Source organism: Klebsiella sp. 2-CIP_Kleb., assembly GCF_050378715.1.
GTDB lineage: Bacteria > Pseudomonadota > Gammaproteobacteria > Enterobacterales > Enterobacteriaceae > Klebsiella > Klebsiella quasipneumoniae.
In genome coordinates, this window is the sequence record NZ_JBNRLG010000005.1 from 1 (window position 1) to 21,280 (window position 21,280).

At 59.0% G+C, this 21,280-nt stretch carries 22 protein-coding genes and 1 rRNA gene; 3 read left to right on the plus strand and 20 right to left on the minus strand.

What is annotated here, in order from left to right; translation table 11 throughout:
* From rrf to ACQUTP_RS16865, 3 genes are all read left to right on the plus strand, one after another.
* Positions 1-105, plus strand: a 5S ribosomal RNA gene (rrf, locus tag ACQUTP_RS16855); the annotation flags it as partial.
* A gap of 334 nt (positions 106-439) precedes the next feature.
* Positions 440-715: a DUF2574 family protein gene (locus ACQUTP_RS16860; RefSeq protein WP_004204116.1), complete on the plus strand. Its 276-nt coding sequence runs from the start codon at positions 440-442 to the stop codon at positions 713-715.
* Positions 716-1,036: 321 nt separating this feature from the next.
* Positions 1,037-1,354: a hypothetical protein gene (locus ACQUTP_RS16865; protein ID WP_004204117.1), complete on the plus strand. Its 318-nt coding sequence runs from the start codon at positions 1,037-1,039 to the stop codon at positions 1,352-1,354.
* 41 nt (positions 1,355-1,395) lie between these two features.
* Here the strand turns inward: ACQUTP_RS16865 and ACQUTP_RS16870 are convergent, their stop codons facing one another.
* The 20 genes from ACQUTP_RS16870 to ACQUTP_RS16965 form a co-directional block, all read right to left on the minus strand.
* The gene (locus ACQUTP_RS16870) at positions 1,396-2,520 is read right to left on the minus strand and encodes an ABC transporter permease (RefSeq protein WP_023319637.1); all 1,125 of its coding nucleotides are present in this window, start codon (positions 2,518-2,520) and stop codon (positions 1,396-1,398) included.
* Positions 2,520-5,264 (minus strand): ribosome-associated ATPase/putative transporter RbbA, encoded by a 2,745-nt coding sequence (rbbA, locus tag ACQUTP_RS16875; protein WP_428902415.1) that lies wholly within the window; start codon positions 5,262-5,264, stop codon positions 2,520-2,522. The genes ACQUTP_RS16870 and rbbA overlap by 1 nt, the downstream gene beginning before the upstream one ends.
* Positions 5,261-6,328 carry an HlyD family secretion protein gene (locus ACQUTP_RS16880; protein WP_064189446.1) on the minus strand — a complete coding sequence of 356 codons (1,068 nt, stop codon included), beginning with the start codon at positions 6,326-6,328 and terminating at the stop codon, positions 5,261-5,263. The genes rbbA and ACQUTP_RS16880 overlap by 4 nt, the downstream gene beginning before the upstream one ends.
* A gap of 306 nt (positions 6,329-6,634) precedes the next feature.
* A complete protein-coding gene (trpS, locus tag ACQUTP_RS16885) occupies positions 6,635-7,642 on the minus strand; it encodes a tryptophan--tRNA ligase (protein WP_049093688.1) in 1,008 nt (335 codons plus the stop codon).
* A 279-nt stretch (positions 7,643-7,921) separates the two neighbouring features.
* Positions 7,922-8,251 (minus strand): DMT family transporter, encoded by a 330-nt coding sequence (locus ACQUTP_RS16890; RefSeq protein WP_004204123.1) that lies wholly within the window; start codon positions 8,249-8,251, stop codon positions 7,922-7,924.
* A gap of 19 nt (positions 8,252-8,270) precedes the next feature.
* Positions 8,271-8,675: a DMT family transporter gene (locus ACQUTP_RS16895; protein WP_004204124.1), complete on the minus strand. Its 405-nt coding sequence runs from the start codon at positions 8,673-8,675 to the stop codon at positions 8,271-8,273.
* A 31-nt stretch (positions 8,676-8,706) separates the two neighbouring features.
* Positions 8,707-9,375 carry a hypothetical protein gene (locus ACQUTP_RS16900; protein WP_004204125.1) on the minus strand — a complete coding sequence of 223 codons (669 nt, stop codon included), beginning with the start codon at positions 9,373-9,375 and terminating at the stop codon, positions 8,707-8,709.
* A gap of 12 nt (positions 9,376-9,387) precedes the next feature.
* Entirely contained in the window at positions 9,388-10,008 is a 621-nt protein-coding gene (locus tag ACQUTP_RS16905; protein WP_017899147.1) for a phosphate propanoyltransferase, read from the minus strand.
* Positions 10,005-10,403, minus strand: a complete 399-nt coding sequence (locus ACQUTP_RS16910) for a BMC domain-containing protein (RefSeq protein WP_004204127.1) — start codon at positions 10,401-10,403, stop codon at positions 10,005-10,007. Before ACQUTP_RS16910 ends, ACQUTP_RS16905 begins: the two co-directional genes overlap by 4 nt.
* A 12-nt stretch (positions 10,404-10,415) precedes the next feature.
* Positions 10,416-11,363, minus strand: coding sequence for a choline TMA-lyase-activating enzyme (cutD, locus tag ACQUTP_RS16915; protein ID WP_080848029.1), 948 nt, complete (start codon positions 11,361-11,363; stop codon positions 10,416-10,418).
* An 85-nt stretch (positions 11,364-11,448) separates the two neighbouring features.
* Positions 11,449-14,835 (minus strand): choline trimethylamine-lyase, encoded by a 3,387-nt coding sequence (gene cutC / locus ACQUTP_RS16920; protein ID WP_060656738.1) that lies wholly within the window; start codon positions 14,833-14,835, stop codon positions 11,449-11,451.
* 25 nt (positions 14,836-14,860) lie between these two features.
* Entirely contained in the window at positions 14,861-16,015 is a 1,155-nt protein-coding gene (locus ACQUTP_RS16925; RefSeq protein ID WP_087832643.1) for a 1-propanol dehydrogenase PduQ, read from the minus strand.
* An 8-nt stretch (positions 16,016-16,023) separates the two neighbouring features.
* Positions 16,024-16,290, minus strand: a complete 267-nt coding sequence (locus ACQUTP_RS16930; protein ID WP_017899143.1) for a EutN/CcmL family microcompartment protein — start codon at positions 16,288-16,290, stop codon at positions 16,024-16,026.
* 25 nt (positions 16,291-16,315) lie between these two features.
* Positions 16,316-17,920, minus strand: coding sequence for an acetaldehyde dehydrogenase (acetylating) (locus ACQUTP_RS16935; protein ID WP_057213270.1), 1,605 nt, complete (start codon positions 17,918-17,920; stop codon positions 16,316-16,318).
* 53 nt (positions 17,921-17,973) lie between these two features.
* Complete coding sequence (locus tag ACQUTP_RS16940; RefSeq protein WP_004146125.1) at positions 17,974-18,252, minus strand: BMC domain-containing protein; 279 nt, start codon at positions 18,250-18,252, stop codon at positions 17,974-17,976.
* 12 nt (positions 18,253-18,264) lie between these two features.
* The gene (locus ACQUTP_RS16945; RefSeq protein WP_002442227.1) at positions 18,265-18,549 is read right to left on the minus strand and encodes a BMC domain-containing protein; all 285 of its coding nucleotides are present in this window, start codon (positions 18,547-18,549) and stop codon (positions 18,265-18,267) included.
* Between the two features lie 17 nt (positions 18,550-18,566).
* Positions 18,567-18,845: a BMC domain-containing protein gene (locus tag ACQUTP_RS16950; RefSeq protein ID WP_004182810.1), complete on the minus strand. Its 279-nt coding sequence runs from the start codon at positions 18,843-18,845 to the stop codon at positions 18,567-18,569.
* Between the two features lie 445 nt (positions 18,846-19,290).
* Positions 19,291-19,809 carry a FidL-like protein gene (locus ACQUTP_RS16955; protein WP_004204137.1) on the minus strand — a complete coding sequence of 173 codons (519 nt, stop codon included), beginning with the start codon at positions 19,807-19,809 and terminating at the stop codon, positions 19,291-19,293.
* Positions 19,806-20,612: a winged helix-turn-helix domain-containing protein gene (locus ACQUTP_RS16960; RefSeq protein ID WP_048294114.1), complete on the minus strand. Its 807-nt coding sequence runs from the start codon at positions 20,610-20,612 to the stop codon at positions 19,806-19,808. The genes ACQUTP_RS16955 and ACQUTP_RS16960 overlap by 4 nt, the downstream gene beginning before the upstream one ends.
* Positions 20,613-20,633: 21 nt before the next feature.
* Positions 20,634-21,218 (minus strand): TetR/AcrR family transcriptional regulator, encoded by a 585-nt coding sequence (locus ACQUTP_RS16965; RefSeq protein WP_017899140.1) that lies wholly within the window; start codon positions 21,216-21,218, stop codon positions 20,634-20,636.
* Positions 21,219-21,280: the final 62 nt, after the last annotated feature.

Here is a 21,280-nt window from a genome sequence, read left to right on the forward strand (position 1 = left end):
TAGCGCGGTGGTCCCACCTGACCCCATGCCGAACTCAGAAGTGAAACGCCGTAGCGCCGATGGTAGTGTGGGGTCTCCCCATGTGAGAGTAGGGAACTGCCAGGCATCAAACAAGTGAAGAGCCCATCCTGCCGGATGGGCTTTTTGCGTTTGTGTCATCCGGGGAGGGTGCCGGCATGCCTCTCCGGTGGCGCTGCGCTTACCGGGGCTACGGATCCTGAGCCACAAAACCTGGTGCGCAGCACCGTCTCCAGGCAGACCACTATGCCGGTTCGCTACTATCAGCAATAATTATCACATTAATAGGTTATCTTTATATTGCCCTTAGTAATACTATGGTTTATCTTCCCTGCGTGATGTACCAATGCATCGCTCTCCTGACGGAGAAAATATTAAGCAACTCGCTTATCTTTCATCCTGTTAACTGGTTAAACATTAAATGAAAAAACCGCTAATTGGGATTCTGATTTTCGCTTATGGATTAAGCTCACCTCTGTTTGCTGCCGAAACCGCCAACCTAACGCTTTCCGGGCGGGTCGTGTCAGAAACCTGCAATACTGATATTGTGAATAAACAACCTCTGCAGCGCTGCGGAAAAAATACCTATCTCATTGCCTCGAAAAATATAGCGAATCACGCGCGTGGTGTGGTCACTCGTACAGTGAATTTATCCAATGATACGAGTCGAAAAATAATTATCAGCAGCTACGATTAAATACCTCTCTCTATTTCAGCGCTATTATATTGTGTTCTGCTAAATAATAGCGCTGCATCTTCTTCATATATATTAACGCGTTAGCGAAATTACGGAATTATTCCCGCCGCTGAATACATCACTCCCATTTATGGCGACAATGGGTATGCTTCTCGCCGATTTTTTGGCTTAATGAGCGATATCATTAACACTTTGTTAACTTGATCTGGTTTATATGACAGCAAATTTGATATACAAAGAGGGATGATTGCCTGTATGGATGCTGCCCGACGTACCTTGCGTTATCTGCTTTGGTTATCGGCTGGCAATATGAGAATAGAAATGAAAATCCTGCTTAACTGGTCGCCGTTGCGCCGGCTCTTCACTTACCTTCAGGAGCGCTTTACCTTTCTGGTGCTGCTCTGCTGGCCAGCGATAATCTGGCTGTTCTGCCGGGTCGGCGTATGGCTTACGGATAACCTGTATGAACTGCTGGGGAAATCACCCGCCCAGTCTTTTACCGTCTATCTGCAGCCGTTTATGACCCCCGGCACGCTGCTGCGCATCTCCATCAGCTGGGTGGTGTTGCTGTTCATTCTCTTCAGCATGGCGATGGCCTTCACCTGGGGTCTGCGCCACTTTATGAACCGCCACAAATAAACCATGCGGGCCGCCGGGAGTCGACAGCCCTTCTTAAGTCCTTATGCCATTTGACCAATCGTTTTGCGAAAACGCAGCAGGGCGATAGTAAAGAACACCGCTCCGATAGCCAGCAAGGTTAAGAACTGCGGCCAGACGATACTGAAGCTGGCGCCGCGGTACAAAATCGCCTGCGCCAGACTGACGAAGTGGGTGGTCGGCATGGTCAACATGATATCCTGAACCAGCTGCGGCATACTTTCCCGCGGCGTGGAGCCGCCGGAGAGCATCTGCAGCGGCAGCAGCACCAGGATCATCAGCAGCCCCAGCTGCGGCATCGAGCGGGCGAGGGTGCCCATAAAAATGCCGATCGAGGTTGTGGCGAACAGGCTGAGCGCCACCCCCAGCATAAACAGTAGAATCGACCCCTCAATGGGCACCTGCAACATCCCCTGTACCATCAGCACCAGCGACAAACCGGAGACCACTAGCACCACCAGCCCCATCGACCAGATCTTGGCCATCATGATCTCAAACGGCGTGACCGGCATCACCAGCAGATGCTCGATGGTACCGTGCTCGCGCTCGCGGATCAGCGCCGAGCCGGTGAGGACAATGGCCAGCATGGTGATGTTGTTGATGATCGCCATCACCGCGCCAAAGCGCTCCTGTTCCAGGTTAGGGTTAAAGCGCATTCTTATCGCCAGCTCTACCGGCAGCACGCTGTTGTCCCGATAGCGGGCAATGAAGCTGTTTACTTCGCCGCTAATAATATTCTGGATATAGCCGTTGCCGGTAAAGGCCTGGCTCATGCGCGTGGCGTCGACGTTGACCTGCACTTCCGGCTGGCGGCCGGCCAGCACATCGCGCTGGAAGTTAGGCGGAATATTGATGGCGAAAGTGTAGCGCCCGGCATCCAGGCCGGCGTCCATCTCATCGGCGGTAATCAGCTCCGGTTCGAGAAACCAGGGGCGGTAGAATGCGTTAATAATGCGTGAAGAGAGCTGCGACTTATCCATATCGGCAACCGCAATCGGCGCCAGGTGTAGCGAGCCGGGCATCACCGTGGCTGAGGAGTACACCGACACCGTAAAAGCAAACACGATCAACGCCAGCATCGCTTTATCACCCAGCAGGCTACGCAGCTCTTTGACGCCAAGATTATAAATATTGCGTAATCCGCGCATCACCCCTCCTGTTTCTTCAGCAGCACCACGCTCAGCCCGAGCACCAGCGGCACTGCAATCAGTAGTGGAATAAAGGAGCCCCACAAATCGCTGAGATTCAGCGCTTTGGAGAAGGTGCCGCGGGCGATAGTCAGGAAGTGGCTGGTCGGGTAGATTTGCCCAATCCAGCGCCCGGGGCCTTCCAGCGACGCTACCGGATCGATCATCCCGGAGAACTGGGTCGCCGGGATTAGCGTAATGATGGCGGTGCCGAAAATAGCGGCGATTTGGCTCTTCATAAAGGTTGAGATCAGTAGTCCCAGTCCGGTGGCAATGGTGACGTACAGCAGCGCCGCCAGGCTTAGCGTCAGGAAGCTGCCCTTATGTGATACGCCAAAGACGAAGACCGACAGCGCACACAGCAGAAAAAAGTTAAACATTCCCAGCATGATGTAAGGCACCTGCTTGCCGAGCAGGAATTCGCTGCGGGTGGTCGGCGTCACGTACAGGTTGATGATCGACCCGAGCTCCTTCTCACGTACCACGCTCAGGGCGCTGAGCATCGCCGGGATCATCATCAGCAGCAGCGGGATCACCGCCGGGACGATGGCCGGGAGGCTCTTCACGTCCGGGTTATAGCGATAGCGGGTCTCGATGGAGATGAGCGAGGTCTCACGATTCGGGCTACTTTGCTGCCCGGCCATCTCCTGCAGCCAGGCGAGATGCATGGCCTGCACGTAGCCGCGCACCGTCTCCGCGCGGTTTGGCATTGCGCCATCCACCCAGACGCCGATTTGCACCGGCGTGCCGCGGGCGATATCGCGGCCAAAGTTCGGCGGGATCTCTATCGCCACCGCCAGTTCGCCGTCGCGCATCCGCCGGTCGAGCTCATCATAACTGCGCAGCGGCGCCTGTTCGATGAAGTAGCGTGAGCCGGCGATATTCTGCGACCAGCCCTGACTGCTGAGGGTTTGATCGCGATCGAGTACCGCAAAGCGCAGATCCTCGACGTCCATGCTGATCCCATAGCCCATGATAAACATCAGGATCACCGTTCCCAGCAGCGCCAGCGTCGAGCGTACCGGATCGCGGCGCAGCTCCAGCGCTTCGCGGCGGCTGTAGCTGAACAGCCGTTGCAGACTGAAGGCCTGGCGCGGGGCCGCGCGTTCTGGATGGGATGCTGCAGCAGGCGCAGGTTCCTCAGGAACTGCGGCGGTTGGCTGCGCCTCCTGGAGCCAGGCGATAAACGCCTCTTCGAGGCTGGCGGCACCGCGCTGTTCGACCAGCGCCTGCGGCGTATCGCTGGCCAGCACCTTGCCGGCGTGCATCAGCGAGATGCGGTCGCAGCGTTCCGCCTCATTCATAAAGTGGGTGGAGATAAAAATGGTCACCCGATCCTGACGCGCGAGGTCGACCATCAGCTGCCAGAACATATCCCGTGCCACTGGATCGACCCCGGAGGTGGGTTCGTCGAGGATCAGCATTTCCGGGCGATGGATGACCGCCACCGCCAGCGACAGGCGCTGACGGATGCCCAACGGCAGGGCGGCGGGCAGGGCGTCTTCCACCTCGCTGAGCATGAAGCGCTCGTTCATTTCCGCCACCCGACCGGGGATTTCGCCGTCCGGAATATGAAACAGGCGGGCGTGCAGTTCGAGGTTTTGCCGGACGGTCAGTTCGCTATAGAGCGAGAAGGCCTGCGACATATAGCCCACCCGCTGGCGGGTGGCGATATCCTTCGGATCGACCGGCTGGCCGAACAGCCAGGCTTCGCCTTCGCTGGCGGGCAGCAGGCCGGTGAGCATCTTCATGGTGGTGGATTTGCCGCAGCCGTTGGAGCCGAGGAAGCCGAAGATTTCACCGCGCGCGATGCGGAAGTTAACGTGGTCGACGGCGACGAAGTCGCCAAAGCGCATGGTCAGCCCACGGGCTTCGATGGCGATCTCTTCCTCGCGGTCGTCGCGCGGCGGGATCACCACCGCCTTATGCGCCTGGCGCTGCGCTTCCGGCAGCAGGGCGATAAACGCCTGCTCCAGCGTCTGGCTGCCGGTCTGCACTTTCAGCTCCGCAGCGGTACCGGTCGCCAGCACCTCGCCGGCGTTCATCGCCACCAGCCAGTCAAAGCGCTCAGCCTCTTCCATATAGGCGGTGGCCACCAGCACGCTCATCTCCGGCTGGCGCTGACGAATGCTGTCGATAAGCTGCCAGAACTGCGCCCGGGAAAGCGGGTCGACGCCGGTGGTAGGTTCATCGAGGATCAGCAGCTGCGGGTCGTGGATAAGGGCGCAACATAAACCCAGCTTTTGCTTCATCCCGCCGGAGAGCTTACCCGCCGGGCGATCGCGAAACGGCGCCAGCCCGGTGCTCTGCAGCAGCTCGTGGATACGTGATTCGCGTTCGGCTTTATCATGGCCAAACAGGCGGGCGAAGAAGTCGACGTTTTCATACACCGAGAGGGTGTGATAGAGGTTTTTCCCCAGTCCCTGCGGCATCCAGGCAATCTTCGGGCACACCTCGCGGCGATGATGAACGTCGCGCATATCGCCGCCGAGCACCATCACGTTACCCTGCTCAATGGCCCGCGCCCCGGCGATGAGAGAGAGCAGGCTCGATTTGCCGACGCCGTCCGGGCCAATCAGGCCGACCATGCGCCGCGCCGGGATCGCCAGGCTGATATCCCGCAGCGCCACGGTGGCGCCGAAGCGCTGGCCAACGTTGTCCAGCCGGGCAATGGGGGGCGAGGTATCCAGTGGCGTCATTATCATTGCGGCAACCTCACCGTCAGGTCTTCAGGCCAGGAGTGTTGGTTATCCAGCCGCACGTAAGCCATGCCGGGCAGGCCGGTTTTGACATACTCCAGGTGCTGCGCCAGCAGCTCCGGCGGGATGCGCGCTTTGACGCGGAACATCAGTTTGAGACGCTCGTCGCGGGTCTCCACCGTTTTCGGCGTAAACTGCGCGACGCTGGCAACAAAGCTGATATTGGCCGGGATCACCAGATCAGGGGCGGCATCAAGGATCAGCCGCGCTTCGCTGCCAAGCGCCAGCAGGCCCGCCTGCTCGGTGGGCAGAAAGAAAGTCATATAGACGTCGGCGAGATCGACCATGTTCAGCACCCGACCACCGGCGGCCAGCACTTCCCCCGGCTCGGCGATGCGATACTGAATACGGCCGTCGCGGGGCGCCTTCAGCTCGCTATCGTCAATATCGGCAAGGATCCGCCGCTCGGTCGCCTGGGCGGCTTCGACGCGGGTTTGCGCCTGAATAATGCTGGTGCGGGCGGCCTCGATGGCGGCGCGGGCGGCGGAGACCTGGGCTTTCGCCGACTCCAGCGCCGCGCGGGCGCTCTCTGCCGCGGCGCGATCGTCATCCAGCTGCTGGGCGGAGACGGCGCCGCGCTGCGACAGGGCATTCGAGCGGACGTGACGTTTCGCTGTGGAGTCGAGCTCCGCCTGACGCTGCTTCACAACCGCTTCGCTGGCGCGCATTTCACTTTGCCGCTGATCGAGCAAGGCTCTGGCGGCCAGGACCGCGCTTTCCGCTTCCTTGATTTGCGCGGCGGCTTCAAGACGTTGCTCGTTCAGTACACGGGTATCCATTCTCGCCAGCACCTCTCCCTGGTGCACGAACTGACCCTCTTTGACCAGAATGGTGTCGATACGTCCGGCGATTTTGCTGGCAATATCCACCTCGGTGGCTTCGATTCGTCCGTTGCTACTAGCGAAACCCTCCGGAAGGCCCGGCGGGCGCAGCAGCCACCATGCTGCAGCGGCGAGTACCACCAGTAAGCCGACAAAATACCCTGTCCAACGTTTCTTTATTTTGTCCATACGCGACTCGCTTGATTCCCTGTGCTGAGTGATACGCGTGTCTCCTCCGGCGGGCGGAGCGTCCTCCTTGCGAAGGACGAATAAAGGGGGGAAGGGCCGCTGACGCAGCGCTCTACCGCGTCGATGCGCAGCCGAACGCTGTACTACTCATGTGGTCATCATCAGCGATCCTGGCCTTAATGAAACACGCATAGTGAGAGCTACCGTTAACGCGATAGTAACATCCGCGGCGGGCTTGTCCATACGAAAGTCAGGGTCTTGTCGACGTGTTAACAAAATATCCACTACCGGCAACATTTCATCACCTCAGAACAGCACCGGCAGCCCCAGACCACGTTTCACCTCATGCAGCGTCTGCTGCGTCAGCTGGTGGGCGCGCTCGCTGCCCTGGCGCAGCAGATCCAGCAGCATCCCTTTATCCTGAATAAAAGTGGCCCGCCGTTCGCGGATCGGCGCCAGTAGCGTCTGCAGGCAGGTCTCCAGTTCATTTTTACACTGGCGATCGCCCAGCCCGCCGCGCTGATAGTGGGCTTTCATCTCAGCCACCAGTGCCTTATCGCTATGGAAAGCGTCGAGATAGGTGAACACCACGTTGCCGTCGACATGCCCCGGATCGCTGACTCTCAGGTGCGTCGGGTCGGTATACATCGCGCTGACCGCGCGGTGAATCTCCTCTTCACTGGCCGATAACGTCAGCGTATTGCCCAGCGATTTCGACATTTTGGCGTTGCCGTCGACGCCCGGCAGGCGGCTCACTTCGCTGAGGAGCGCCTTGCAGTGACGCAGCACTGGCGCGCCGGTGAGGTTATTCATCTTATGGACGATCTCGTTGGTCTGCTCAATCATCGGTAGCTGATCGTCGCCCACTGGCACCAGCTCGGCCTTGAAGGCGGTGATATCGGCGGCCTGGCTAATCGGATAGGCAAGAAAGCCCACCGGCAGCGAACGGGCGAATCCTTTCTGGGCAATCTCATTCTTGACCGTCGGATTACGTTCCACGCGGGCGACGGTGACGATATTCATATACAGCGCGCTGAGCTCCGCCAGCGCCGGCAGGGCGGACTGCAGGCAAATAGTGGTGAGCCTCGGGTCAATGCCGACGGCCAGATAATCGGCCATCACTTCGAGGATATGGTGGCTAACTTTTTGCGGATTGCTGCCGTTGTCAGTGAGCCCTTGCAGGTCGGCGATCAGGATAAACTGCTGGTGGTCGTGCTGCAGCGCGACGCGCTGGCGCAGCGAGCCGACGTAATGGCCAAGATGTAGCTGGCCGGTGGGGCGGTCGCCGGTGAGAATGGTTTGCGGGTGGTTCATCAGGAACTCCTTATCAGACTGTTCAGCCGAAAGACGTCCTGAAAACACCAAAGCCGCCTTCCGGCGGCTTTGAAAATGGAAACGTATATCGTGCCGCCTGTTATGCAGGCAGCCACCAACGGCGGGGAAAGGTCACGATCGCGTTTCTGTTCATCTTTTTATCCTGCCACGAAACCATAGTGGGGTAAACCCCGTTTGGTAAAGTGCCCGGCGGCGCTGCGCTGGCGCGGGCCTACGGACTGCCCGCACAGGCCGGGTAACAGGATAAAACGACCGCTGTTACATGGTCGAGAAGACGTTCATGATCACGCCGCCGGAGATAATCAGCGCCATGGCGATAATGGCCGCCAGGTCCGGTTTCTGCTTATAGAGGATCATTGAGCAGATGGTGACGCCGACGATACCGAAGCCGCACCACAGCGAGTAGGCCACGCCCACCGGGATGGTACTCATTGCGCGGGTGAGGGCGAAGTAGCAGAGGCCGTAGGCGCAGACCACCAGCACCGAAGGGGCCAGTTTGCTGAAACCGTTGGTCTTTTTGATCATCGAGGTGCCGGTGATTTCGGAGCCGATAGACAGCGCCAGCCATAAAAATCCGAGATTAAACATAGGGGGTATTCCTTTCCTGTTAGTTAGCGATGTTCTTATCCATGGCGGCGGCTGGCGCCGCCTCTTCGCTCGCTTCGGAACCCATTTTCGAGAACAGGTTCATGATAATGATGCCGCTGGCGATCACCGCCATGCCGATGATGGCGGCGGTATCCGGGTGCTGGCCGTAGAATGCCATTCCCAGCGTCGAGACCACCAGAATGCCGGTGCCGGACCAGGTGGCGTACGCCAGGCCGACCGGGATATCTTTCACCGCCCTTGAGAGCGAGTAATAGCAGGTGCAGTAAAGCGCAATCAGCAGCCCGAGCAGCAGCATTTTGCTGCCGCCTTCGCTGCTACCGAACATTTTTAACGTCGAGGTTGCCGAGGTTTCGGAGAGGATAACCAGCAGCATCCATAACCAGCATTTTGTTTTCGAAGACATCGTTAAGCTCCAGGTTTTTCGTTGGGTAAGGTCATATCTTTCTGTTTTTTAAGTAATCAATGGCCGCATCGGTCAGCTGAGCGCGCGGGGCCGCCGCCAGCGCCGGATTATTCACCACGTCTGTGACGGTAAGATAACGGCGCGGTTCGCTGCTGGCGGCGGCCGGCGCGGTGGGTGCGTCCAGCTTCGCCAGCAGCTCATTCATGGTGCCGAGGAAGACGCCGCAGGCTTCCAGACGAGCCAGCGTGGCCTGCAGATGCCCGGCATAGGCGCTGCCGGCCTGCGCGCCGCGCAGCTGGTTGAGCTCGCTGTGCGGATCGCAGTGGTAGCGCAGGGCCAGAACCGGAATACCCGCCAGCAGCGCCTCGTGCGCGCAGCGGGAAACCGGATTGCGCAGGGTGCCGTTCAGCAGATCCGAGGCTTGCGGATAATCGAGAAAAGGCAGCAGTACCCCCCGCCATGGCGCTGACGGCAGGGCATCCTGCCAGGCCGATGACGGGATAATCTCGCCCACCTCTCGCCAGGCGGCGGCGTCGGCGAGACCCTCCTCCAGCGCGAGGCGCAGCGGATAGCCGCTTCCCGCCAGGCGTTGGCGGATAGCTGCGCGGTAGCCGTCAGCGGCGGTCACCATCACCAGTACCGGCGGCCGCAGGCGCTGCAAAATCCGCGCAACTACACCTTCAATCTGTTCGTCGGTCATGGCGAGCCTCCGTTAGCCGATGAGCGTCACCTGCGCGCCGTTTTTTAACCCGGCGGCATTGGCTTCTTCGGTGTCGATGTGAAATTCCAGCGCGAAGTCATCGCGCACCCGCACCACCACTTCATCGAAAGTCAGCTGGCGCTCGCCGTTGCTGCGCACGCTGACCTTCTGGCCATTGCTGACGTTGAGCTGGCGCGCGTCCTGCGGCGACATATGAATATGCCGCCAGGCGCAGATCACCTGAGAATGGAGCTCAACGTGACCGGCGGGGCCAATCAGCAGCGCGCTACCGGCATTCTCCAGTTGCCCGGACTCACGAACTGGCGCTTGAATGCCGAGCGTGAAGCAGTCGGCGCGCGACACTTCCAGTTGCGATAGCGGGCGGGTCGGGCCGAGGACGCGAACGTTGGTCAGCGAGCCCTTCGGCCCGACGACGGTCACGCACTCCTGGGCGGCAAACTGCCCCGGCTGGCGCAGCGGTTTGAACGGCGTCAGGCTGTAGCCTTTACCGAACAATGCCTCGACGTCCTGTTGCGCGAGATGGACGTGGCGGTTGGAGATCCCCACCGGGATCGCCGGCGCCGTTGCGCTCAGGCGGGCGACGATTTTTTCGCGAAGCAAAGTGTCGATCATGACTTCTTCCCTTTCTTCAGCGCAGGGTGCTTATCTTCCGCTTCGTTCGGGATAGCGGGCGGAACGATGGGTTCCGGGGCGGTGATAACCACCGGTTCGTCCGTTTTTTCCTCGCGCGGAGGGTTGCCTTTGAGGTTGCTTAAGGCTTCAACCACGCAGCGCTCCGGACGGGCAATGACCAGCGACTTCACGGTGTGCTCGGCGCCGGCAACCGCCACGCCGCGTTCGATAGCGGTGTGGATGGCGCTGATTTCCCCTTCAAAGCAGACGCTCACCAGCCCGGAGCCTGGTTTGCGATAGCCAATGCAGGTCACTCCCGCGGCTTTACAGGCGGCGTCGACGGCCTGAATGGCGGCGACCCATCCTCGCGTTTCAATTACGCCTAAACTTTTCATGGTCGGCTCCTGTTAATGGCGGACTAAGCGAATATCAAAATCAAATTGCCGGAAGAAGGCTTCCAGCCGGTCCAGTTCATCCGTCGAATAAGACGGGTCCTGGCTAATCGGGTAGGGCATATCCAGGCGTTCGTACTTTTTGCGTCCCAGCTGGTGGTACGGCAGCATGTCGATACGGCGGATATTCCCGCGCTTCGCCAGCTTCTGTACGTAATCAATGGCGCCGGTAATGGCGTCGAATGAGTCGTTGTAGCCGCGAATGAGCGGCATACGCACAATGACGTTGGCGCCGGAATCCACCAGCCATTCGAGATTGCGGCGGATCCCTTCGTTGCCGATGCCGAGCATCGCCTTGTGGTGTTCGCTGTTAATCTGCTTAATGTCGAATAAGAAGGTGTCGGTGACCGGCGCCAGCTTCTGGTAGTTGGCAAGTGGGGTGGTGCCCTGGGTTTCGACGGCGGTGTTAATCATCATCTTTTTGCATTCGCTGAATAAGGCGACGGCAAAATCGGTCTGCAGGCTCATCTCGCCGCCGCCGATGGTCACGCCGCCGCCGGAGGAGATGTAGAAGTCGTAGTCCTGCATGATGATCTCCATCAGCTCGCTGACGGTGACGTCCTTGCCCATAATGTCCAGCGCGTTCTGGGTGCAAATCTCTTCGCATTTGCGGCAGCCGATGCAGTCTTTATGGCGGTCGACGAAGTGCTTCATTTCGCCGTTCTCTTCCGCCCGATAATGAATACCCGCCGGACAGACGCTGACGCAGTCGCCGCAGTTAATGCATTTGTCGTGCGAGAACATCACCTGGAACTGGCTATTCAGCCCTTCCGGGTTGGCGCACCACGGGCAGCGAATGTTGCAGCCCTTAAAAAACACCAGCGTGCGAATGCCATCGCCGTCATAGATCGAATATTTCTGGATATTGAAAATTCGGCCCGTTAATTCTTGTTTTGCGATCACGCTTGCCTCCCGCTCCGTCCCGTTACGGGACGGAGAACTTCCGGTTATTTCTCAAATACAGCTCATTTAATTCTCTCTAAGAGAACTAGAACTTCTCAATCACCGTACGGCTGATGATCTCGTCCTGGACCTCTTTGCACAGCTCAACGAAGTAGGCGCTGTAGCCGGCGACGCGGACGATCAGGTCGCGGTATTTCTCCGGCTCCTGCTGCGCCTTCTTCAGCACTTCGTTATCGACATAGCTGAACTGCATCTGCCCATTGCCAAGAATCGAGGCGGTACGCAGCAAGGTAATCAGGCCATGGCGACCTTCCGGGGTATCCAGAAGCCCTTTGAGGAATTTGAAGTTGTGCACCATGCCGATGTTCATGGTTTCCACGTTCATCTTGCTGACCGACTTGATAATCGCTGTCGGGCCTTGCTTATCCGCGCCCTGGGTCGGGCTGATGCCATCGGAGAGCGGCATCCACGCCAGGCGGCCGTTCGGCGTGGCGTTGGTCAGCTCGCCGATGGGCGTGTTGTTGGAGATAGACAGGGTGCCGTGGCTGAGGGTCGAGTAGAGCATCTTGTACTTACGGCACTCTTTCTCGGTCCATTCGGTAATATCCAGCGCGTACTGGTCGACATAGTTATCGTCGTTACCGTATTTCGGCGCGTTCAGGCAGTCGCGACGCAGCGCTTCGTAACCTTCAAAGTTGGCCAGCAGCGCATCGCGGATCTGCTCAAGGGTGTATTTCTTCTCTTCGAACACCAGCTTGCGGATCGCCGCCATCGAGTCGACGTAGGTCGCCAGACCGGAGAAAATCAGCCCCGGACCGTGGTTGACCATCGCGCCGCCGGCGGCGACATCTTTGCCGCTTTCCATGCAGCCTTCGACCAGCAGCGACATCAGCGGCTTCGGCGCCACATCGCGGTGGACGCGCTGGCTGATGACGGTGCCGATAGCCGACAGGCGCACGATATGGGCGATCTGCTGTTTTACCGCCGCGTCGAATGCTTCGAAGGTGCGCAGGTCGCGCAGGTCGCCGGTGTCCAGCCCCTGATAGCTATCGAACAGCACCATCCGCCCGCGGTTAAGCACGAACTCGATAGCGATAGGCCACTGGGTGTAGCCGGTGGAGGTCCACTGGTAGATGCGCCCGGATTTCTGCGGTTCAACGCAGCCCATCAGGCAGTAATCGCGGGCGTCTTCAAAATCGAAGCCTTTGCGCAGCATCATCTTGATGTGGGAGTCATCGAAGTGGCAGGCCGGGAAGCCCATTCCCGCTTTCACCACGTCGACGATTTTTTCCATGTATTTCTGCGGCGACTGGTTGTGGATACGGCAGGCCAGCGACGGCTGGTAAACCTTCACGAAGCGCACGGCGTCCATAATCAGATAGGTCAGATCGTTACAGGCATCGCCGCCGCTACGTTTCTGGCCGCCAACGGTGAGGTTGATAAACGGCTGATAACCCGCGAAATATTTCGCTCCCAGTTCGCTCGACATCCACATCAGTTCGGCACATTTGATGATAAACGCCTGCAGCAGCTCCAGTGCGGTGTCGTGGGTCAAGCGGCCTTCGCGGATATCGGCTTCGAACATTGGATAGCAGTACTGGTCGACGCGCCCCAGCGACAGCCCGGTCTGGTTCTCTTCGATTTCAAACAGTGATTCGACGGTCCAGATACTCTGCAGCGCTTCCTGCAAGGTCTTCGGCGGATTGGCCGGCACGTTTTCGTTCACTTCGGCGATGGTCAGTAGCTCGGCGCGGCGCTGGGCGTTTTGCTCTTTAGCCGCCAGTTCGCGGGCATGGGCGGCGATGCGGCGGGCGTAGTTGACCACCCCTTCGCAGGTTTCAATCGCCGCTTTGTAGTAGTAAATGCGGTCGATATCTTCCGGGTTTTCCATGCTCAGGCTGGCCAGATGCGCCTCGGCATCGGCTTTAATGCCGTTCATCCCTTTGGTGAACAGCAGCACGTCGTAGCCCGGGCAGGTATCGCCGCCGCCGTTAATCTGGTGATAGGAGAGGTCGCTGACGAAGGTCTCGCCGCTGAAGGCCCAGACGCCAGCCTCACGGTATTGCGCTTCGCAAATCTCATCCAGCGAACGGCCTTCCCAGAATGGGACGATCTCTTCGCGAATGGTTTTTTTATCCGCTTCGCTGATCTCAAACGGATCCTGCGGGCGGGTGCTCATGGTGTCGAGCTCGTCGCGCACCCAGCGCCAGGCGATATCCGGCGAGAAGGCGCCCGCGCGCGGCTTGCCGCACGGATGGCCGACGATCAGCTCATCGTCCTGAATCAGAATCGGCGCGGTTTCGCAGGCGTGGCGGAAGGCTTTCGCTCGCAGCAAAATGGTCGGCATGCCTGGGTTAGCTTTCACCACTTCGGTAAAGGCCAGCGCGCGATAGATAGAGACGCTCGGGCGTACCGTCAGATAGTGGTTACGCAGACGCTGCATACGCGGGGTTAACCCTTCCATCACCGGCGTGTCGGCGCAGGCGGCGAACGGCGCATGGCTGACCTGTTGTGCGCCGCTAAACAGACGCACCGGCAGATTCAGCGCGCTGAGGTTACGCTGGGCGCTGATGAACATCGCCGAGAGTTCGTTCACCTCGGCATGCTCAAAAGCGGCGCCATGCAACATGGCGTCGAGCATCGGATAGCCGTCAATGGCGCAGGCGGCGCGGACTTCGCTCAGTTCCGCCAGCTTGAACCACAGGCACTCCACGAGCTCATACGCCTGCTGGGTATTCAGCGCGCCGCTGTTGATATCGCGCTGGAAGTAAGGCAGCAGCGCCTTGTCCGCCCCTTCCGGGTTGACTGCATAGCTGCCGTTATCCAGCTGGAGCGCCAGCTGGAACAGATAGAACGCCTGGCAGGCTTCTTTGAAATTACGCGCTGGATGGGCCGGCACGTGGTGGAGAATGGCTGCGCTATCGAGCAGCTCGGCTTTGCGATAAGCATTGGTCTCCGCCGCCGCCAGCTGCTCGGCGCTGTTGGCCAGATTTTGCGCCAGCGCCAGCAGGGCGTCGCAGGCGTAGATGGCGGCGCGGCAGCCGTTGACTTCATCCATACCGCTGCGGCTGACCGCGCTGCCGAGTGCGCGGGTTTTCTCTTCCAGCTGGTGCTTAATCGCCAGCACCCCTTTTTCGACCACCAGCCTGTAGTCCGGCGAATCCAGATCGCTATTGAGGTTGAGGAACTGGAAAGCCGATGGGCGACGGGTCGCGTTTTCGTCATGGAAAATCGCCCCGTGCGGTTTACGGCTCTGGTTGCCGACAATGAGTTCATCGGGGCTGATGGTCAGCGGCAGCTGGCGCATCAGTTCATAGAAACGGCGCGCCGGTTTAACGGCGGCGGGAACGCCCGCGATATCGCCATCCAGGGCGTTCAGCGTGGTGGCATGTTCGGTGCACAGCGTGCTTTTCTGGGCGAGTAAACGGTCTGCCAGCACTTTGACGCGCGGCGTTAAGCTGTAGTGTGCCATGGGTAAGGTTCTCCAAATCTTGTTATCAGTGGCCCTGAACGGCGTTGCCGGTCCATGCCCGGCGATAGAGTTCGGTCAGTGCGTGAGCATCCGGCGCGCGTGGGTTCGTCGGAGTACAGCTGTCGCGTAACGCCTGGCCGATCATCTCCGCCAGCCGTTGTTCAAACTCGTCTGCAAGGACGCCGGTATCGCGGATGCCGGCCGGCATGCTCATTTCGTCTTTAAGCGCCTGAATGGCGACCAGCAGGCTGGTGACGCCCTGGCGGGTAGTGGCCGCAGGCAGATCCAGCAGATGGGCTAGTCGGGCATATTTGCGGGCGGCATCGGTATCGCACAGCCCGTGATAATCAGCGTTCCAGGCGACGACGTGCGCCATCAGCAGGGCGTTGGCGCGGCCATGGGGCACGCGGAAGACGCCGCCGAGGGCGTGGGCCAGGCTGTGGGTTATCCCCAGCGACGCGTTGGTGAAGGCCATCCCCGCCATGCAGGAGGCGTTGTGCATCTTTTCGCGCGCCTGCAGGTTGTCGCCGCTGCGCCAGCAGGTTGGCAGATAGCGAAATACCTGCTGCACTACTTTCTCCGCCAGGGCGTCGGAAAAGTCGCTGGCGGCGCGGGAGACGTAGGCCTCAAGGGCGTGACACAGCACGTCCATGCCGGTGTCGGCGGTAATTGCCGGTGGCACCGAAGCCACCAGCGCCGGGTCCAGAATGGCGATATCCGGCAGCAATGACGCATCCACCAGCACCAGTTTTTCCGCGTTGGCTTTCACCACCGAAAAGGCGGTGACTTCCGAACCGGTACCGCTGGTGGTCGGGATGGCGACGAAGCACGGACGGGGACGGCCTGCCAGCGGACGGGTTTGCGCCAGGGAGAAAATAACCGCTTTGGCGGCATCGATAACCGAACCGCCGCCGAGCGCGATAACCAGATCCGGGTAGTGGTTATCCATCAGCTTCATACCGCGCACCACGGTGGCGATATCCGGATCCGCCACCACGTCGTCCCACACCTGCCAGGCGATCCCGCGCTGGCGCAGCAGGGCGGTGACGCGCTCGGCGAGGCCAAATTTCACCATCGCTTGATCGGTCACCAGCAGCACGCTGCGGGCGGAAATTTCGTTCAGCACCGAGAGGGCGTCCTGACCGAAGCAAATCCGTGGTTTCAGTAAAAATTCACTCATTGGGCTATTCACTCCTGTTCGGCGTCCCGAAACACCTTCTCAACAATGGCGACCACCGACATCGCTTTGTAGCGGTCTTTATTGAGCGCGAAGTACTCTTCCGCCAGCACGATGTCGTGCATACCGGCGCCGACGTTATCGACGGCGACCCAGGTCTGGTCCTTCATCGGCTGCTGTTTGTCATCTAAGCGGGTGATCAACAGCAGGTTGCTGCCGCGCAGCTCATCGCATTTTTGCGTGGCGACAACATGGCCGGTCACCTTTGCGAGAATCATCGTTATATCGCCTTATATCAGTGCGTTACTTAGCAAGGCGCTCCAGCACCTGACGGATAACGCGTTCCACGTTTTGCTCGTTGATTGCGCCTTCCGCATTCGCTGCGGCGCCTGGGCTGGCGAAGCGGTCATCGCTGCCTGCCGGGTGTGCTGGCGCAGCGCTGGCCGGAGCGTTGAAACGCACGTCATCAAGAATGCTGCGCTGCGGATCGCTCGCCGGCGTGACGATGGTCGGCTGTGGCTCAGGGCGGCTGCCCGGCGCGCGAAGCTCGTCAATCGACCGCACGCCATAGCCGACTTTGCGGATATTGAGCAGGTTCATCGGGCCGACGTTGTCGGAGCTGGAGCCGCCGCCTACCGCGCCGCAGCCGAGGGTCAGCGCCGGGGAGATATTGGTGGTGGCGCCGATGCCGCCGAGCGCCGCCGGGGTGTTGATCAGGATGCGGTTGACCGGTTTTTCGAGGCTGAACTGGCGGATGACGTCCTGGTTGCGGGTGTGGATCACCAGCGTATGGCCGAGCCCTTCGTTGGTCAGCAGCTCTACCACGCGGTGGCAGGCGGCTTTCCAGTCCTCAGCCACGTACAGACCGAGTACCGGGCACAGTTTTTCGCGCGAGTAGGGGTTTTTCGGTGAGACGGTGGTCTGCTCGGCGATCAGCACTTTGGTGCTGGCCGGGACGCAGAAGCCGGCCATCTGGCTGAGGTACAGTGCGGTTTTGCCAACCACTTTCGGGTTGATGGTGCCGTTCGGGCGCAGCAGCAGCGCCGCCATTTTCGCCGCTTCATCTTCATTCATGAAGTAAGCGCCCTGCGCTTCCAGCTCGCGGTGAACCTCATCATAAATGCAGCCTTCGACGATGATCGACTGCTCGGAGGCGCAGATCACGCCATTATCGAAGGTTTTGCTGGTGATGATATCTTTCACCGCGTGGTGGATATCGGCACTGCGTTCGATAAATGCCGGGCCGTTGCCCGGACCGCCGCTGATGGTCGGGGTGCCGGACGCGTAGGCCGCGCGCACCATGCCCTCGCCGCCGGTGGCGAGGATCAGCGAAACGTCTTTGCTGTGCATCAGCTCTGAGGTGGCTTCGAGGGTCAGCTGGGTGATGCCGTCAACGCAGCCCTCCGGCGCGCCGGCCGCTTCCGCCGCGCGTTTGACGATCTCAATCGCCTTCCAGCTGCACTGACGCGCGCCGGGATGCGGGGAGAAGATAATGGCGTTACCGGCCTTGAGGGCGATCAGCGCTTTGTAGATAACCGTAGAGGTTGGGTTAGTTGAGGGGACCAGCGCGCAAATCACGCCGAGCGGCACGCCCACGTCCATCACTTTTTTTACCGGGTCGTCATGAATGATGCCAACGGTCTTCATATCTTTGATGGCGTCGTAGACGCGCAGCGAGGCGAAGCGGTTTTTCAGCACTTTGTCCTGCCAGTTGCCAAAACCGGTCTCTTCCGCGGCCATTTTCGCCAGCGCTTCGGCGTGGTGCGCTGCTTCCTGGGCCACGTTTTTCACGATGGCGTCGATTTGCTGCTGCGAAAAGGTGGCCAGCATTGCCTGCGCTTTTTTGGCGTTGCGCACCAGTTCCCGGGCGTTCTGCCGGGACTGCAAATCGTTATCCAGTTCAATCATGAGTCTATCCTTCATCAGACGAAAAGAGTGGGGACGGGGCGTGCCCTGTCAGGTCATGCTTTGTGCTGCGCCGCGATTTTTTCGATGTCGTTATGGGGACGCGCGATGACGCGAGAGCTGACGACTTCGCCAATGCGTTTCGCCGCTTCCACGCCGGAGTCGACCGCCGCGTTGACCGCGCCGACGTCGCCTTTCACCATCGCGGTGACGAGGCCGGAGCCGACGTTTTCATAGCCGATCAGTTCGACGTTGGCGGCTTTGCACATCGCGTCCGCGGCTTCAATACAGGCCACCAGACCTTTGGTTTCGATAAGACCAAGCGCTTCTTTCATCAGGTTTCTCCGTTAGTCCGCAATTTTGTAATGCGAGACGATTTTGTTGATGTCGTTATGCGGACGGGCGATGACCAGCGAGGTCACCACTTCGCCAATGCGCTGGGCCGATTCGACGCCGGAATCCACCGCCGCTTTCACCGCGCCGACATCGCCTTTCACCATCGCGGTGACGAGGCCGGAACCGACGTTTTCATAGCCGATCAGTTCGACGTTGGCGGCTTTACACATCGCATCCGCTGCTTCAATGCAGGCCACCAGACCTTTGGTTTCAATCAGACCTAATGCATCACCCATTTGCGTTCTCCTGGCCTTCAGGCCTTGTGTTTAATGACGATTTTGTTGATGTCGTTATGCGGACGCGCGATGACCAGCGAGGTCACCACTTCGCCGATGCGCTGCGCCGATTCCACACCGGAATCCACCGCCGCTTTTACTGCGCCGACGTCGCCCTTCACCATCACGGTGACCAGGCCGGAGCCGACGTTTTCATAGCCGATCAGTTCGACGTTGGCGGCTTTACACATCGAGTCCGCTGCTTCAATACAGGCCACCAGACCTTTGGTTTCGATAAGCCCCAATGCATCACCCATCGTGATCTCCTCCAGAACAGGTTTTGTGATTCGGGAAAACCGTCCGCGTAACGGCATCAACACGCGGAAGCGGCGTTCGGGGTTCACTATAGGGAATGGGGAGAGAAGTGAAATTTAAATCCGTGTAGATGAATATTTTAGGTTTTTACTCTGCTATTTAGCCTTATTTAGGCTTCTTTTTATCTCTTAATCCTGTTTCATGCGTGAGGATTTTCATGATGATATGGCGTTTTTTTAAGCTATTTATCGGCGGGAGATGAATGTTAATAAGATGCTAATTACTTGCCTGCGGTTGGTAATATAGCCGCGTGATAATTGTGGGTATGCTCATGTTTTGGCGTCGAAGCTAAATGCAAAACGTGCGCTTTTAGCATCCAGGGAAAAGGGGCATTAATGGAGCGTGAGCGAGGGCGCATTTTCCTCGCAGTGGTACAGGGGGGACGGGTTAATTAAGCGTGCTGCCGGACTTCAGCGTGCAGATGTAGAGCGGTGAGTTGATAGAGCTCAGCAGGATAGCTTTGTCGTTAAGCTTTTGCGCATTGAGGAACAGGCCGTCGTGGCTGTCGGACATCTCGCGCATGAAATAGTCGAAGATGACATCCGGCGATTCATCGATGGACGAGGCGCTGGATTCCCATTTCTTGATGCGGTAGTGGCGCTCGGTCGCCGAGATGCGCTGGCTGGTGTAGCTGAATTTGACGTAACGCTGCAGGTAGAGCCAGCCGGCGGCAGAATCGGTATAGCCTTCCACTACCATCGACCCGTTGCCATTGGCGGCAAAATTAAAATGGATATTGCCGTTCACATTCTCTTTTTCCATGTTTTCAAAACGCATGATCGCTTTGGTGGAGCAGCTCATCACGCCGTCGTTGGCATCCGGCAGCAGGCGCCAGGCGCTAAACCCGGCGGCGGCGATAAACGCGAGGGCAGAGAGGGCGAAAAAGGTGCGGGGCGCGAGTCTCATTGCGGTTTCCAGGAGTAGTAAAAGTAGTTATCGCAATAGCTAAACGGGTTGTCTTCGTGCATCGCGCAGTGGGCGAGAAATACCCGGCCCAGGCCGTTGGTCTCCAGCCGGTCGCCATAGAAGAAAACAAAACGCTCCCCCGGCTTGCAGCTGAGCTTCAGCCGCTGACGCACCTCATCAAAATTCTTACTGTAGGCCGTCGCCGAGACCGAACGCAGCATTTCATCGCTGGCGAGCAGTTCGCACTGGCGGTGGTTCATCAGCGTCAGATTAATTGGCCGGGCGACGTGGGTTCCGGCAAACGTGAATGCCACCAGAAGCAGGGCGATGACCAGCAGGCAGCCGCCGGCCAGATACCAGCACATTCCGCGCGCATGTGGTGAAGCGGCAGGCGGTGTGGTTTCCCTTCCTGCCCCGGCGGGTTCGCCAGGCGGCGCGGCCGGGCTGGCGACATCGGCCAGCGCCGGCCCGGCGTCGAGCAGTTCGATGCTGAGATCCTGATTCAGCTGCAGCATGCCGCGCGACACGGTGACGATAATGTTATCGATATCGTAGTGGCGGAAAGTTTTGCGCAGCATGCTCAGATACTGGTTGAGGTTGCTATTGGAAGAAGTTAAGCCGTTATCGTCCCAGACTTTTTTCAACACTTCATCGCGACTGACCACGCCGGTATGGCGGAGAAAAAAATAGAGCAGCGCGCTGGCGGTGATGGATAGCTGGCTATCTGGTTCATCGCTGCCGGGCAGGGTTAGCGTGCCGTCTGTTGCATCATAAATGAGACGGGCATTGATGTTGTAGCGCATCGCGGCCTCACTCTATTCGCTTCATGCGGGAAGCGTCATTTTGGTCAGATCGTTCACCAGCGACTGGCGATGTTCGCTGCTCATGGTGCGCCCCTCGGTCAGCTCAGATAACCAGATACCGTCGGCGGCGTAGCGTACCAGGGTACCGGTTGGGCCGTTATCCAGCGCATCGCCTTGCGCCAGATGATCCAGCATCCAGTCGCGCCAGCATTTTCGCAGCACCGGTTCGTCCGGCATCGCCAGCGACAGCACCATCAGCTGACGGCTTTCGTGCGTGTCCGTCAACTGCGGATTGGACAGATAGTGCAAATAGGCCCGGGTAAAGCGTCCGTAAGCGATGTTATCGGCGGCCATCAGTTCGCTAATCGCCTTTTCCATAATCGCCAGCAGCCTGGCGAACAGAGCGAAAATCAGCGCCTGCTTATTGGGAAAATGGTGCAGGAGGCCGCCTTTGCTGACCCCAGCCTCGCGGGCGACAGCGTTCAGCGACAGGGCGGCGATACCGTCCCGGCCGGCAATCATCGCCGCCGATTCAAGCAGCTGACGGTGGAGACGGACGGGATCTTTTTTACGATGCTGGGCTTCCATGTTCATGGCCGGAATCATACCGACCAGACGGTATGATTATTTTTGATCGCTATCAATATGAGAGGCGGCTTCGCGCGATG